The organism is Pseudomonas sp. FG98, assembly GCF_057808595.1.
Map to the genome: position 1 here is coordinate 76,521 of NZ_JBMDIJ010000012.1, position 14,664 is coordinate 91,184.

Consider the following 14,664-nt stretch of genomic DNA (forward strand, 5'->3'; position numbering starts at 1 on the left):
ATGTGCACCATTTTCAGCGTGGAATGCACGCTCGACAAAGCGCCGATCCGATACGAACCCAAGGGCGCGTTTTTCCTCGAAACGGCAGCGAAGCTGGCAATCACCAGCCTTTGCGCTGGCACGATGACATGAACCGGACCGACAGGGGTGCATGCGCGACATCGCTTCCAGCCACATGTGGCAACAAGCTTAGTCCCGTTCGGAGGGGCTGCAAGGAGGGGTGGGAAGGGGGTGCGACACTCTGTCGCAAGGGCAAAAAAACACCGCCGCATCTGTTCGGATGCGGCGGTGTCAGTCAATCCTCAGTTGGATCGAAGTCTTACTGTGCAGAAGTCTTGTCGCCTTCCTGCGAAAGGCTATAGACGTAGGCGGCCAGCAGGTGGACCTTGTCGTTGCCCTGGATGTCCTGCTGTGCAGGCATCTGGCCCTGGCGGCCGTAACGGATGGTCTGCTGCAGTTGGGCGAAGCTGGAACCGTAGATGAACGCCTGCGGATGGGTCAGGTTCGGTGCGCCCATGGCCGGGGTGCCCTGGCCTTCGGCGCCGTGGCAGGCCACGCAGTTGGCGGCGAAGATCTTCTCGCCGTTGGCCGCGTCGGCCTTGGTGCCTTCCGGCACGCTGCGGCCATCGAGCTTGGTCAGGACGAACGCGGCGACGTCGGCCACGCCTTGTTCGCCGATGACTTCCGACCAGGCCGGCATCACCCCGTGGCGACCGAGCATGATGCTGGTCTTGATGGTTTCCGGCTCGCCGCCCCAGCGCCAGTCCTTGTCGGTCAGGTTGGGGAAACCGTAGGAACCCTTGGCGTCGGAACCGTGGCACACCGAGCAGTTGGAGGCAAACAGGCGGCCACCCATCTTCAGTGCTTGCGGGTCCTTGGCCACTTCTTCCACCGGCATGGCGGCGAACTTGGCGAAGATCGGGCCGTACTTGGCGTCGGCACGTTCCATCTCTTTCTGCCACTCGTTGGCGCCGGTCCAGCCGTTTTCATAGCCGGGCAGGATGCCTTTCCAGTTGCCCAGGCCCGGGTAGAGCACCAGGTAGCCGGCGGCGAACACCAGGGTGCCGACGAACAGCCAGAACCACCAGCGTGGCAGCGGGTTGTCGTACTCCTCGATGCCATCGAAGGCGTGGCCCATGGTCTGGTCGGTGCTGCCGGGTGTCTCGCCCTTGCGGGTGGACAGCAGCAACCAGGTCAGGCCGATCAGGCTGCCGATGGTCAGTACGCTGATATACGTACTCCAGAAGGTGGTCATTGCCGATTACTCCTCATGGCGTTTTCTTGTTCGGCGTCGGGCAGGCGTTCGTCGGCGAAGGGCAGCAGGCTCGCTTCGGCGAACTCGCGGTCACGGCGGCGGTTGAACACCCACAGCGACAGGCCGATGAAGGCGATCGCCACCACCAGGGTGCCGAGGCCGCGCAGTTGGCCGATATCCAGGCTGAAATCCATGGCGCTTACCTCTTGTTCTTGATCGCGGTGCCGAGCACCTGCAGGTAGGCGACCAGGGCGTCCATTTCGGTCTTGCCCTTGACCGAGGCGACGGCACCGCTGATGTCGTCGTCGGTGTACGGCACGCCGAGGGTGCGCATGGCCTTGATCTTGGCTTCGGTGTGGCTGGTATCGACCTGCTGGGCGACCAGCCACGGGTACGACGGCATCTTCGACTCGGGCACGACGTTGCGCGGGTTGTACAGGTGCGCGCGGTGCCAGTCGTCGGAGTAGCGGCCGCCAACGCGGGCCAGGTCCGGACCGGTACGCTTGGAACCCCAGAGGAACGGGTGGTCCCAGACGCTTTCGCCGGCTACCGAGTAGTGGCCGTAGCGTTCGGTCTCGGCGCGGAACGGACGGATCATCTGCGAGTGGCAGCCGACGCAGCCTTCGCGGATGTAGATATCGCGGCCTTCCAGTTGCAGCGCGGTGTAGGGCTTCATGCCTTCGACCGGCTTGTTGGTGACGTCCTGGAAGAACAGCGGGACGATCTGGGTCAGGCCGCCGATGCTGACGGCGAAGACCATCAGCAGCACCAGCAGGAAGACGTTCTTTTCAATGGCTTCGTGTTTCATGTCCTAGTCCTCAGGCCAGCTGCGCGGTTGCGTCTGCGGTTGCCGGAGCCGGGGCACGCACGGTGCGCCAGGTGTTCCAGGCCATCAGCAGCATGCCGGTCAGGAAGATCGCACCACCGACGAAGCGCACGATGAAGCCTGGGTGGCTGGCCACCAGGGTTTCCACGAACGAGTAGGTCAGCGTGCCGTCGGCGTTGACCGCACGCCACATCAGGCCCTGGGCGATACCGTTGACCCACATCGAGGCGATGTAGAGCACGGTGCCGATGGTGGCGAGCCAGAAGTGCGCGTTGATCAGGCCGATGCTGTGCATCTGGGTCTTGCCGAAGACTTTCGGGATCATGTGGTACAGCGCGCCGATGGAGATCATCGCTACCCAGCCGAGCGCGCCGGCGTGTACGTGACCGATGGTCCAGTCGGTGTAGTGGGACAGGGCGTTGACGGTCTTGATCGCCATCATCGGACCTTCGAAGGTCGACATGCCGTAGAACGCCAGCGATACCACGAGGAAGCGCAGGATCGGGTCGGAACGCAGCTTATGCCAGGCCCCGGAGAGGGTCATCATGCCGTTGATCATGCCGCCCCAGCTGGGCGCCAGCAGCACCAGGGACATGATCATTCCGAGAGACTGGGCCCAGTCGGGCAGAGCGGTGTAGTGCAGGTGGTGCGGACCGGCCCAGATGTACAGGGTGATCAGCGCCCAGAAGTGCACGATGGACAGGCGATAGGAATAGACCGGACGTTCGGCCTGCTTGGGCACGAAGTAGTACATCATCCCCAGGAAGCCGGCGGTGAGGAAGAAGCCCACGGCGTTGTGGCCGTACCACCACTGCACCATGGCGTCGGTAGCGCCGCTGTACAGCGAGTAGGACTTGGTCAGGCTGACCGGCAGTTCCATGTTGTTGACGATGTGCAGGATCGCCACGGTGATGATGAAGGCACCGAAGAACCAGTTGCCGACGTAGATGTGCTTGGTGGTGCGCTTCATCAGCGTACCGAAGAACACCACGGCGTAGGCCACCCAGACGATGGTGATGAGGATGTCGATCGGCCACTCCAGCTCGGCGTATTCCTTGGAACTGGTGAAGCCCAGTGGCAAGGTGATCGCCGCCAGCAGGATCACCAGTTGCCAGCCCCAGAAGGTGAACGCCGCCAGCGCGGGCGCGAACAGTTGGGTCTGGCAGGTGCGCTGCACGGAGTAGTACGAACTGGCGAACAGCGCGCAACCACCGAAGGCGAAGATCACCGCGTTGGTATGCAGCGGGCGCAGGCGCCCGAAGCTGGTCCAGGGAAGGTCGAAGTTAAGGGACGGCCAGACGAGTTGCGCGGCGATGAAAACGCCGAGCCCCATCCCGACGATTCCCCATATCACCGTCATAATGGCGAATTGGCGGACCACCCTGTAGTTGTAGGCGGTACTGCTGGTTGTGTTCATGTATGGGTTCCCATCCACGGTTATAGGCAGGCTAAACAGCGAGGCAAGCATGATTAATGGGCAGATCGCCGGTATTGACGGGGATCAACTGGCCGACAAGGCGAACGTGCGGGGGTGGCTATGGAATGCCCCGCAAAATCAGGCGGATGGCGCTGTTCGCGGCTGCCTGATCCTGGCTCACGGGGCGGGTGCGCCGATGGACAGCGGGTTCATGCAGGACATGGCGCAAAGGCTTGCCGGGCAAGGGGTTGGCGTATTGCGCTTCGAGTTTCCGTACATGGCCGAGCGGCGGCTCACTGGTGGCAAAAGGCCGCCGAATCCGCAGGCCGTGCTGCTGGAGTGCTGGCGCGAGGTGTGGCAGGAGGTGCGACCATTGGTCGCTGGGCCGCTGGCCATCGGCGGCAAGTCGATGGGCGGGCGCATGGCCAGTCTGCTGGCTGATGAGTTGGGCGCGGACGGGCTGGTGTGCCTGGGCTATCCGTTCTATGCGGCGGGCAAACCGGAGAAACCGCGGGTGGCGCATCTGGCCGGGTTGCAGACGCCGACCTTGATCGTCCAGGGAACGCGGGATGCGCTGGGCAATCGGGAGACGGTGGAGGGTTATGAATTGTCGCCGGCGATCGAACTGTGCTGGCTGGAGGCGGGGGATCATGACCTCAAGCCGTTGAAGGCTTCAGGGTTCAGTCATGAAGATCATTTGCAGACGGCGGCGGAGCGGGTTGCCGCATTTCTGGGTTGATTCTTCTGGAGGCTATCAGGGCCTCATCGCCGGCAATGCCGGCTCCCACAAGGTTCCGAGGTGTACGCAATACCTGTGGGAGCCGGCGTTGCCGGCGATGAGGCCGGTAGCAACAGCATCAATCCCAAGGGATTGCTCAGTCGCGGTACTCGCACAGGTAAGCGGTATCCACCGCCACCTTCAGCTGGAACTTGGCATTGGCCGGGACATTGAACTGGCTGCCGGCAGAGAAGGTTTCCCAGTTGTCGCTGTCGGGCAGCTTGACGGTCAGGGCGCCGGAGACCACGTGCATGATTTCACGCTGGGCAGTGCCGAACTCGTATTCGCCCGGGGCCATGACGCCGATGGTGGCCGGACCCTCGGTACCGGTGAAGGCGATGGATTTGACCGTGCCGTCGAAGTACTCGTTGACTTTGAACATGGGCGACTCCTGAAAAAAGGGACCAAAAAGGCCGGCCAGTATGCCCAAGCCAGACGGCTCCGTCATCCGCTTTCAGGTGCCCTGCAACGGCAGTGTCAGGGGCAGCAGGCGCGCGGTATTGCGGGCATCTTCGAGGGCGCGGTGCTGCTGGCCATGAAACTGCAGGCCGGCCAGTTGCAGCGCACCATTGAGCCCCAGCGGCCGGCTCAGGTGACGGGCCTTGGCGAAGCGCTGCTTGAGGTTGAGGTGGGGCAGGCGGGCGAGCAGGCTGTCGATGTCATTGGCCTGCCATTCCTGGAGCAGTTGCTTGCGGTCGTAGTCGCCCCAGCTGGTCCAGCCCTCCAGGCGCGGCTGGTAGTTGCCCAGCCAGCGTTCGAACTGCCCCCAGACCTCGGCAAATGGCGCCGCACCATCGACGTTGGCCTGGGTGATGTGGGTCAACTGACGGCAGAACGGCGTCAGTTGCGGGCGCCGCCGCGGTTTGACGAAGCGCTGGAAATGATCCACCTCGCGCCCCTCGCGATTGACCAGGCTCGCGCCGATCTCGATGACTTCCATTTCCGTGATTGGCCAACCGCCGTCATCGGTGGTGGCTTCCAGGTCGATCACCAACCAATGGCCCATAACTGTTTCCCTGACAAGATGACGCTCAAGCGTAGCCAAGCACGGGCATTGCCGGTAGCCCATGGCATTTTGCCCCAGTGCGCGAAAATGGCGCATGCGCCGGGTTGTGCTACCCCGGGAAAACACCTAGCTTAGTCAGATTCAGGCCGGAAATCCTTGAGAGTGTTGCCCTTGATCCCAGCGCCAATACCACGGGTATTGCCTTCGTTGTTGTGCCTCGCCCTGGTCTGGCAGGCCGAGGCGGTCTTCGCTGTCGAAACCGTCGATATCAAGATCGGCGCGGCCCATTTCCCACCCTCCACCGTGCGTCCCGAGCAAGGCGCCGATACTGGCCTGCTGCCGCAACTGGCGCAAGCGCTGAACCAGGCCCAGGACCGTTTCCATTTCGTGTTGGTGCCCACCTCGATTCCGCGGCGTTTTCGCGATTTCGAGCAGGGGCGGGTGGACATGGCGATCTTCGAGAACCCGGACTGGGGCTGGCAGAACATTCCCCATGTCAGCGTCGACATGGGGCTGGAAGATGCCGAGGTGTTCGTCACCCATCGTACCGAGGGGCGCGACCAGCATTATTTCGATGATCTGAAGGGCAAGCGCCTGGCGCTGTTCAGCGGTTATCACTACGCCTTCGCCAACTTCAATCCCGATCCGCGCTACCTGGCCACTACCTACAACGCCACCCTGACCTATTCCCACGACAGCAACCTGCTGATGGTCCAGCGTGATCGCGCCGACATTGCCCTGGTCACCCGCTCGTACCTGAGCGATTACCAGGTGCGTAATCCGGACAGCGTCGGGGAGTTGCTCGCTTCGCAGCGCATCGATCAGGTCTACCACCATTACGCGCTGTTGCGCCCGCAGGCGAAGATCACTGGCGAGGAGTTCGCCGCATTGCTCGAGCAGTTGCGCAGCAGTGGCGAGTTATCGAGGATTTTCCAGCCCTACCAGATCCAGGTGATCGGCCCGCACGCGCATTGAGCGTCGAGGATCATCCCGGCTGGCATGGACTCAGTTGGGCAGACCGGCGCTGCGCGCGCTGGACACCTTGCGGCAATGCACCAGGGCATCGCGGATCATGAAGTTGACCAGGGTCGGCGAAACCCCGAGCTCCTTGGCGATGTCCTTTTGCGGCACACCGTGCAGGCGGTACATCTCGAAGGCATAGCGGGTGCGCGGTGGCAACTCGGTCAGGGCCTCGGCGATGTGCTCCAGGGTGGCGAAGTTGATATGCGCGGCCTCGGGCGAGGCGCCCTGGACCACCACGTTCAAACCTTCCTCTTCGCTGCCCGAGTACTTCATCTCCATCGCCTGCTTGCGGTAATGGTCAATGGCCAGGTTGCGCACGATCTGGAACAGGTAGCTCAACTGCGCCTTGAACGACGAGGTGATCTGTGGCGCGGAGTTGAGACGGAAGAAAGCGTCCTGTACGACGTCCTCGGCCCGTGAGCGGCAGCCGGTGATGCGGGCTGCGATCTTGACGAGAATGCCACGATTGTCGACGAACGCTTGGAGTAACGGTGAATCGCACTTACTTGTGGATAGTTGTTCCGCCATGGAAATCACCTTTTCTCTAAGTGGATAGCGAAAGGCCTTACAGGGTCCTACGCTGCGACGTGCGACAAACTAGTATTAATGATAATTATTGTCAAATGCGAAAGTTGCTGATCGACCCTGCGATTTGGATCTAAGTCCGAGGCTGTGACGTGGCGCATGAATCGGCCGCGGCGGACAGGGCCGCCATAGAGGCTTCGGCACTTTTTGGGCAGGGGGCAGGCTTTCCTTATCGCACAGGCAAATGACGAATCGAGGTCTGCCGAGCGGGCAAAAAAAGACCGCCACGATGGGCGGTCAAGAAACCCGGAGCGCGGGCTGAATTCGCTCCGGGGGGGGGAGGGGGGTCAGCGTTTGCCGAGGATCTTGCCGAGCATTTCCGGACGCGGAGCGCCTTGCTGCTGTTGCAGGCGCTGCTGATCGTCGAGGTAGAAGATCGCCGGGGTGGCGGAAAGGCCCAGCTCTTCCATCAGTGCCTGGTTGGCGTCGAGCTTGGCCTGGATATCGGCGGGCACTTTGTCCAGCGCCTTGAGCTTGCTCGCCTTGCCGGCCTTCTCATGATCGAGCAGGGCCTGTTGCGGATCCTTGGCGGCGAGCAGGGCGGCGGACTTGCCCGGGCTGTCCGCGCGGATGATGCCGACCATGATATGGCGCAACTGCACCTTGCCGGACTCGACCCAGGGCCGCGCCTGTTCCCAGAACATATTGCAGTACGGGCAATTAGGGTCGCTGAACAGGTAGACGATGCGCGGCGCATTGGCCTTGCCGTCGGCGATCCAGGCCGACTTCTCCATTTTCGCCCAGACCTCCTTGGCCATGGGTGCATAGACCAGTTGCTCCAGCGGTTGCTCGCTGAGGTCGCGGCCCTGTTCATCGAACAGACTGCCGACCAGCACATGCTTGCCGTCCGGCGTCAGGTACAGGGCCACCCCGCGGTTCTGGAACTGTGCGGCATAGCCTTTCAGGCCGTTGGGGGCGTCGAAGCTGCCGACCACCTTGGCGCCCTTGGCTTCGATCTGGCGGACGGCGGCAGGCAGCTCGTCGGCGACGATCAGCGGGCTGGCGACCAGGCCAGCGACCAGGCCCAGGTAAAGAGGGATCCTCATGGTGCATTCCTTGTTGCGGGAGTGGGGGCGCGGCGCAGGTCCTCGTCGAGGGACTGCAGCGCGTGATGCAGGCTGGCGCGGGACAGCTCGCCCAGATGGCTGCCGACCAGGCGCCCGTCGGCGTCGTAGAACAGGGTGGTGGGCAGGGCCATGGAACCGACCTGGGTCGCCAACTGACCGCCAGCGTCGAACAGCACATGGGACAGGTTGAGGCCGGTGGTGGCGAGGAAGTTGGTGACGATCTGCGGCGTCTCGCCCTGGTTGACGAACAGGAAGGTGACGTCCGGATAGTCGTGCTGGGCCTGTTGCAGCACCGGCATCTCACGCCGGCAGGGTGGGCACCAGGTAGCCCAGAGGTTGATCACCAGCGGCTTGCCGCGATGGCTGTCGAGCGCGACTGCCTGGCCGCGGGCGTCCATCAGGCTCAGTTGCGGCAACCGAGTGCCTTGCTCGTAGAGGTGGCTGGCCCAACTGGTCAGGATCCAGAACAGCGCACCGCTGGCCAGGCCCCAGCCCAATGGCCGGCGCCGCCCCGGCTTGCGCCAGGCGGTCCACAGTGCCCCCAGCAGCACGGTTGCCAGGCCGACCCAGGGCAGGAAACCGCCGTCGCGGATATCGACGATCTGCACCAGGTCGTCGCGGTACAGCGGCCAGTAGGCAATGACGAAACCGAGGCGCGCGCAGAGCAGGCCAACGATGAACAGGTTGAACAGCGAGGATTCGGGATTGTCGCCACCACGCTTGGCCACTCGCCAGCCGACCAGGGTCGCGAGGCCCAGGGCCAGGAGCAGCAGCAGGTGGTCGAGGGCCAGGGCGATCGGGCCGAGGTTCACCGTCAGCATCAGCCTTCGCTCCGAATGGCATTCCAGTGTTGCAGGAAGGTGGTTGCGTCCACCTCGCCGACCAGGCGGCGAGCGCGGCGTTCTTCGCCGTCAGGACCAATCCACAGCATGCTTGGCGGGCCCGGCACCTGGTAGCGCTTGAGCAGTTCGCGGGCGGGGGCGGCGTCGGCGGTCACGTCCAGGCGGACCAGACGCACGCCGTCGAGCGCGGCAAGTACATCGGCGCGGGCGAACACCTGCTTTTCCATGACCTTGCACGACACGCACCAGTCCGCATAGTAGTCGAGGAACACCCATTGGCCCTGGCTGCGCGCGGCATCCAGTTCGGCTTGCAGCGCTTGCGGGGTACTGACCGTGGTGAAGGCGTCTTCATGGGCGGGCGCCTGGGACCCGCCGCCGCTGAAGGGCGCAAGCGGGCGCCACGGATCGCTGCCGCCACCGGCCGCGCCGACCAGGGCCAGCACACCCCACAGACCGCCGATCAACAACAGCGGCTGCATGGCGCGGAAGCGCTTCAGGGGCGGCCAGGCGCTCCATGCCAGGGCCAGCAGCCATGCCCCGGCCAGGGCCAGCCACAGGCTTGGCGCCAGCACCACGCGCAGGGTGTACAGGGCCATGCCGAGGAAGACGAAACCGAACAGACCCTTGACCAGGTTCATCCAGGTGCCGGGGCGCGGCAGGTAGCGGTTGCCCACGGTGACCAGCAGCAACAGCGGCAGGCCCATGCCCAGGCCGAGGCTGAACAGCACCAGGCCGCCATGCACGGCATTGCCGCTCTGGGCGATATAGAGCAGGGCGCCGGCCAGCGGCGCGGTCATGCACGGGCCCATCAGCAGGCCGGACAAGGCACCGAGCAGCGCCGCGCCCGCCAGGTTACCGCCGCGGGTCTTGCTGCCGGCGCGTTCCAGGCGGTCGCGCAGGAACACCGGCAATTGCAGCTCGAAGGCGCCGAACATGGGCAGCGCCAGCAGTACGAACAGCGCCGCCAGGCTGCCCAGCAACCATGGCTGCTGCAGCCAGGCCTGAAGATTGGCACCGAGCAGCGCGGCGATCACCCCGAGTGCGGCATACACCAGCGCCATGCTCAGTACATAGGCGCCGGCCAGCACCCAGCCGCGGCGGCTGCTGACGTTGTTGCCCATCACCAGTCCGGCGAGGATCGGCAGCATCGGCAGCGAGCACGGGGTAAAGGCCAGCAGCAGGCCAAGGCCGAAGAACACCAGCAGGCCCCAGGCCAGTTGGCCCTGTTGCAGGGTACCCGCCAGGGCCTGGTCGTCGGCCTGGGTTGCAGCGGACGGCGCCCCGCCCAGATCGACCACCGACGTCTGTGGCGGGTAGCACAACCCGGCGTCGGCGCAGCCTTGCCAGCCCATGCGCAGGGTGCCTGTGGCCGAAGCCGGAAGGATCAGTTCGAGTTGCTGGCGGTATACCGGCTGGTCACCGAAGAATTCGTCGTGATGGTCGACCGCCGGCGGCAGTTGCGGGATCTGTTGCGGTGTCAGGCCATCGAATTTCAGGCGCTTCTGGTAGAGGTAGTAGCCCTCGGTGATCGCCCAATGCAGACGGGTTTCGCCGGAGGGCAGGCGTTCGCTGGTGAAGACGAACGCCTTGTCCACCGGCAGGAAGTCGTTTTGGGCGAAGGGATTGGCGAAGTTCTGCGCCAGGCTCAGGGAACTGAACAGGCAGAGAAATGCCAGGATCAATGCACGCATGTCGAAGCCTTGGGATTTCATGAGCGGCCAAGGCTGCCGCCGCTGGATTAACCCAGGGTTAAGCCGTCGGCCGGCAGGCGACGCGGTCTGCGGGGCAGGGCATAATCCCCGGTTAATCCTGCACTGGCCCAATGCAGGTTTTCCTCGTCAATGACCGAATCCAGCCCATGCATGTACTGCTCTGTGAAGACGACGACCTGATCGCCAGCGGCATCATAGCCGGCCTGAGCGCCCAGGCCCTGAACGTGGACCGCGTGGCCAACGCCAGCGCGGCACGGGCCATGCTCCAGGCCGCGCATTTCGATGTGATGGTGCTCGACCTCGGGCTGCCCGACGAAGATGGTCTCAAGTTGCTCCAGCGCCTGCGCCAGCAAGGCCATAGCCTGCCGGTGCTGATCCTCACCGCTCGCGACGCGGTAACCGACCGGGTCGACGGCCTGCAGGCCGGCGCCGACGATTACCTGCTCAAACCCTTCGACCTGCGCGAACTGGCCGCGCGCCTGCACACCCTGGTGCGGCGCAGTGCCGGGCGCTGCGTCAACATCATCGAGCATGGCCCGCTGAGCTTCGATCCGAGCAACTGCGAAGTCAGTCTGGGCGGGCAGCCGGTGGACCTGTCGCGGCGCGAGCAGGCGCTGCTCCAGGCCCTGCTCAACAACCCCGGCCGGGTGCTCTCCAGCGAGCAGCTCAAGGACAGCGTCTACGGCTTCAGCGACGAAGTCGAAAGCAACGCCCTCAACGTGCATATCCATCACCTGCGGCGCAAGCTCGGCAACGGCATCGTCGAGACCGTCCGCGGCCTGGGCTATCGCCTCGGTCCGGCGCAGTCGTCCGCTGAGGCCCGGTCGTGAGCCTGCGTCTGCGTCTGAGCCTGATCCTCGGCACGGCCTTCGTGCTGATCTGGGCCCTGGCCGCTGCCTGGATGCTGCGCGACCTGCGCCAGCAGATGATGTTTTCCCTGGACCAGCGCCTGGTGGCGTCGGCGCGGATGGTCGCCGGCCTGATCGACCAGTTGCCGCAGCCGCTGACCAGCCAGGGCGAAGGGACCCGCCTGAGCGCCGACCAACTGAGCGTGCCTGACGGCATGGCCTGCCAGGTCACCTCCCTGCGCGGCGAGATCCTCGCGCGTAGCCATCAGCACGCCGACCAGCATCTGGAAGATGGCCAGGGCGGCTTCCACGACCAGATGATCGACGGCGCCCGCTGGCGCACCTTTACCTTCGCCCACGGCGATATCCGCATCACCACCGCCGACCGCCATCTGGAGCGCGAGGCGCTCAATCGCTCGATCCTGCTGGCTGCGTCGGCTCCGGTGCTGGTGGCCTTGCTCGGCAGTCTCGGTCTGCTGTGGATCGGCATCGGCAAGGGCCTGGCGCCGCTGAACTGGATGCGTGAGGCCCTGCGCCGGCGCAGCCCGGACTCGGTGGAGCCGTTGCAGATCAAGACCGTGCCCAGCGAGCTGCAACCGCTGCTGGATACCCAGAACCAGCTGTTCCTGCGTATTGGCCAGACCATCGAACGCGAGCGACGCCTGACCGGCGATGCCGCCCACGAACTGCGCAGCCCGCTGACCGCGATCAAGACCCACCTGCAGGTGGCGCGAATGACCGATGGCCTGGTGCGTGAACAGGCACTGGCCCATGCCGAGGAGGGCGCCGATCGCCTGCATCGGACCCTGGAGCAGTTGTTGTTGCTGGCGCGGGTCGAGGGCAGCCTGTCGTTCGACGACGGTGTGCAGTGCAGCGCCGACCAGGTGGCGCGGCAGGCGATCCAGGACACCGGCGACAACCGTCGCATTGTCCTCAATGCTCCGCCTCCGGCAGCCAGGGCGCTGCTGGACATGCCCGGTGCGCTGGCGGTCGCGGCCTTGCGCAACCTGCTGGACAACGCCTTGCGTCACAGCAGTGGCGAGGCGCCGGTGGAGCTGGAAGTGCAGGTGGAGGGCGAGGCGGTCGGCTTCCTGGTCCGCGACCATGGCCCGGGCATTCCCGAGCAGGACCTGCAGCACCTGACCCAGCGCTTCTGGCGCAATGGCCACAGCGAAGGCAGCGGGCTGGGGTTGGCGATCGTCCAGGCGATCGTCCAGCGCTGCGCCTGTTCGCTGAATTTCGACAGCCGCAGCGATGGCTTGCGGGTGTTGTTGCGGATGCCGTTGAAGGCCTCTGCCTGAGCAAGTGATCCAGTGGAATTGGCCCTTGTGGGAGCTGGCTTGCCAGCGATAGCGATGGTGAATTCACCGCAGCAATCGCTGGCAAGCCAGCTCCCACAGGGTTTTGTGATGCCACCTCTATTCGATTCTCCTGCCTAAATTTTTCAGCCAACCCAACGTTCTAGCTTGGACATAAGCAGTTTCCATGGCTGACACGGGTGGGGAATGACGATATCGCGGCGAGGGTTCCTGGCAGGTCTGGCGGTGACGGGTGCGGCAGTGCCGGCGGTGTATTACGCCCATCAGAAGCTGACCCACGACCCTGAGGACGACATCGTTACCCCCGGCGAAGCCAGCGTCGAACTGGCCGATATCGCCGGCCAGCAACTGGGCAACCAGCTGCGTGGCGTCTGGGATATCCGCTTCACTGGCGCCGACGGCGGCCTGCCGGACCTGCCTCGCGATGGTGTGTTGCTCTACCTCGATATCGCCGCCAAGGGCCGTGGCCTGCGTGGTGTGCTGGGTACCCCGGACAACCTCGAACAACCCGGCCCGGCGGCCTACCGCGTGCTTGGCGACCTGGTTGGCGCCTCCACCGCCGAGGTGCGCTGGCGCCTGCTGAGCAACCAGGGCGGACCGGGCTTCGAATGCATCGCCACCCTCGACGAAGTCTGGGGCGAGTTCGGCAATGCCGGCAGCGGCACCCTTAGCGGGCGCATGCAGCGCCTCGATCGTTCCATGGCCCTGCCGTTGCAGGACAGCCATTTCGTCGCGGTCAAGCGCACGTTCCCCGAGGCCCGTGAACGCATAGCCTATACCCCGGAAATGCACGCCTGGCTGATCAGCGCCGAGCACCGTCTGTTCCACCAGCTCTGGCATGCGACCCGGGACAAATGGCACCGCCTTTCCGCAGAGCGCCATGGCGCCTTGCGCGGGCTTGGCTGGCAGCCAGGGCCGCGGGACAAGGAGCGCGATGCCCGAGGGCCGAAGAAGCACCGCAATGGCTCGGGCGTGGACTTCCTGTTCATGCACCGGCATATGCTCAACGCCGCCCGCAAGATCCAGCCGCTCAAGTCCTGGGCGCATTTCCCCCTGCCGCAGCCGAACGTGGAATACGACCGCCACGGTTTCGCCCGCTACTTCGACAACCACGACGGCTACAGCGTGCCGCCGACCTGGTGGGCTCCGGGTGACAGCGATTACACCCAGTGGGTCGCGGCGATCAAGGCGCAGGAGACCTTCTGCTCCAACTTCCAGGTGTGGGAATCCCAGTACCAGGATCCGCATTACCTGTCGAAGATGACCCTCGGCGAGTTGGGTTCGGAACTGGAGATGAACCTGCACGACTGGTTGCACATGTGCTGGGCCTCGGTGCCGCGTGACCCGTCCAATGGCGCGCCGGTGCCTTTCGCCCGCGATCCCTCGGACTTCGCCGCTCGCTGGTACGAGCCGGAAAACGACTTTCTCGGCGACCCGTTCTCGTCCCATGTGAACCCGGTGTTCTGGGGCTTCCATGGCTGGATCGACGATCGCATCGACGACTGGTACCGCGCCCACGAACGGCACAATCCCGGGCAGGTGACGCGCTTGCAGGTCAATGGCGTGGACTGGTTCGCCCCGGGGCGCTGGAACGAGGTGGAAGATCCCTGGCTGGGACCGGACACCCATGGTTGCAGCACCACGCCGGGGATGTTCCCGGGCAAGTCGGTGGAGATGGATATCGAGACCATGAAGCTGGCCTTGCGCATCGTCTTTACCAAGGACGATCTGCTGGAACCGCTGTTCAAGCGGGTGCCGCAGCGGCCGTGGTATGCGCGGCATCTATCGATGAAAGGGATTGTCTGAGGGCCTCATCGTCGGCAAGCGGATCGCCGCCCGGCCGACTCCCACAGGGTTTTGGGCCAGCCACCGTATCCGTGATCGACGCGGTCCCTGTGGGAGCTGGCTTGCCAGCGATGAGCATGGGTATCTACACATCTCTATCAGGTACAACACGGACCTTGTGGGAGCGGCTGTTAGCCGCGA

At 64.4% G+C, this 14,664-nt stretch carries 15 protein-coding genes; 5 read left to right on the forward strand and 10 right to left on the reverse strand.

Features of this window, described 5'->3' with window-relative positions:
- Positions 1-319 precede the first annotated feature (319 nt).
- Genes ccoP through ccoN form a run of 4 tightly spaced genes read right to left on the reverse strand, consistent with a single transcriptional unit; the run spans position 320 to position 3,498 of the window.
- Positions 320-1,255 carry a cytochrome-c oxidase, cbb3-type subunit III gene (gene ccoP, locus ACODSK_RS11090; RefSeq protein ID WP_489015960.1) on the reverse strand — a complete coding sequence of 312 codons (936 nt, stop codon included), beginning with the start codon at positions 1,253-1,255 and terminating at the stop codon, positions 320-322.
- Complete coding sequence (locus ACODSK_RS11095) at positions 1,252-1,449, reverse strand: cbb3-type cytochrome oxidase subunit 3 (RefSeq protein WP_489015962.1); 198 nt, start codon at positions 1,447-1,449, stop codon at positions 1,252-1,254. The genes ccoP and ACODSK_RS11095 overlap by 4 nt, the downstream gene beginning before the upstream one ends.
- Positions 1,450-1,454: 5 nt before the next feature.
- Positions 1,455-2,063, reverse strand: a complete 609-nt coding sequence (gene ccoO / locus ACODSK_RS11100; RefSeq protein WP_489015964.1) for a cytochrome-c oxidase, cbb3-type subunit II — start codon at positions 2,061-2,063, stop codon at positions 1,455-1,457.
- A gap of 10 nt (positions 2,064-2,073) precedes the next feature.
- Complete coding sequence (gene ccoN / locus ACODSK_RS11105; RefSeq protein ID WP_489015965.1) at positions 2,074-3,498, reverse strand: cytochrome-c oxidase, cbb3-type subunit I; 1,425 nt, start codon at positions 3,496-3,498, stop codon at positions 2,074-2,076.
- Between the two features lie 49 nt (positions 3,499-3,547).
- Here ccoN and ACODSK_RS11110 point away from each other — a divergent pair, with 49 nt between their 5' ends.
- The gene (locus ACODSK_RS11110; protein ID WP_489015966.1) at positions 3,548-4,237 is read left to right on the forward strand and encodes an alpha/beta family hydrolase; all 690 of its coding nucleotides are present in this window, start codon (positions 3,548-3,550) and stop codon (positions 4,235-4,237) included.
- Between the two features lie 136 nt (positions 4,238-4,373).
- On the opposite strand, the gene ppnP is transcribed toward ACODSK_RS11110, so the two are convergent.
- On the reverse strand, positions 4,374-4,658 hold the full coding sequence (gene ppnP / locus ACODSK_RS11115; RefSeq protein ID WP_489015968.1) for a pyrimidine/purine nucleoside phosphorylase: 285 nt from the start codon (positions 4,656-4,658) through the stop codon (positions 4,374-4,376).
- A 72-nt stretch (positions 4,659-4,730) separates the two neighbouring features.
- The gene (locus ACODSK_RS11120; protein WP_489015970.1) at positions 4,731-5,282 is read right to left on the reverse strand and encodes a 3'-5' exonuclease; all 552 of its coding nucleotides are present in this window, start codon (positions 5,280-5,282) and stop codon (positions 4,731-4,733) included.
- A gap of 171 nt (positions 5,283-5,453) precedes the next feature.
- Between ACODSK_RS11120 and ACODSK_RS11125 the strand changes: the two genes are divergently transcribed.
- Positions 5,454-6,257, forward strand: coding sequence for a substrate-binding periplasmic protein (locus tag ACODSK_RS11125; RefSeq protein WP_489016014.1), 804 nt, complete (start codon positions 5,454-5,456; stop codon positions 6,255-6,257).
- Positions 6,258-6,287: 30 nt separating this feature from the next.
- Here ACODSK_RS11125 and ACODSK_RS11130 read toward each other — a convergent pair whose 3' ends face one another.
- The 4 genes from ACODSK_RS11130 to dsbD all read right to left on the reverse strand — a co-directional run bounded on the left by ACODSK_RS11130 (position 6,288) and on the right by dsbD (position 10,490).
- Complete coding sequence (locus ACODSK_RS11130; protein WP_489015971.1) at positions 6,288-6,833, reverse strand: RNA polymerase factor sigma-70; 546 nt, start codon at positions 6,831-6,833, stop codon at positions 6,288-6,290.
- A gap of 344 nt (positions 6,834-7,177) precedes the next feature.
- Entirely contained in the window at positions 7,178-7,936 is a 759-nt protein-coding gene (dsbG, locus tag ACODSK_RS11135; protein WP_489015972.1) for a thiol:disulfide interchange protein DsbG, read from the reverse strand.
- Complete coding sequence (locus ACODSK_RS11140; protein WP_489015974.1) at positions 7,933-8,778, reverse strand: TlpA family protein disulfide reductase; 846 nt, start codon at positions 8,776-8,778, stop codon at positions 7,933-7,935. Before ACODSK_RS11140 ends, dsbG begins: the two co-directional genes overlap by 4 nt.
- Positions 8,778-10,490, reverse strand: a complete 1,713-nt coding sequence (gene dsbD / locus ACODSK_RS11145) for a protein-disulfide reductase DsbD (RefSeq protein WP_489015976.1) — start codon at positions 10,488-10,490, stop codon at positions 8,778-8,780. The genes ACODSK_RS11140 and dsbD overlap by 1 nt, the downstream gene beginning before the upstream one ends.
- Before the next feature lie 167 nt (positions 10,491-10,657).
- Between dsbD and ACODSK_RS11150 the strand changes: the two genes are divergently transcribed.
- From ACODSK_RS11150 to pvdP, 3 genes are all read left to right on the forward strand, one after another.
- Positions 10,658-11,341 carry a response regulator gene (locus ACODSK_RS11150; RefSeq protein ID WP_489015977.1) on the forward strand — a complete coding sequence of 228 codons (684 nt, stop codon included), beginning with the start codon at positions 10,658-10,660 and terminating at the stop codon, positions 11,339-11,341.
- A complete protein-coding gene (locus ACODSK_RS11155; RefSeq protein ID WP_489015979.1) occupies positions 11,338-12,660 on the forward strand; it encodes an ATP-binding protein in 1,323 nt (440 codons plus the stop codon). Before ACODSK_RS11150 ends, ACODSK_RS11155 begins: the two co-directional genes overlap by 4 nt.
- A 204-nt stretch (positions 12,661-12,864) precedes the next feature.
- Positions 12,865-14,484, forward strand: coding sequence for a pyoverdine maturation tyrosinase PvdP (gene pvdP, locus ACODSK_RS11160; protein WP_489015980.1), 1,620 nt, complete (start codon positions 12,865-12,867; stop codon positions 14,482-14,484).
- Positions 14,485-14,664: the final 180 nt, after the last annotated feature.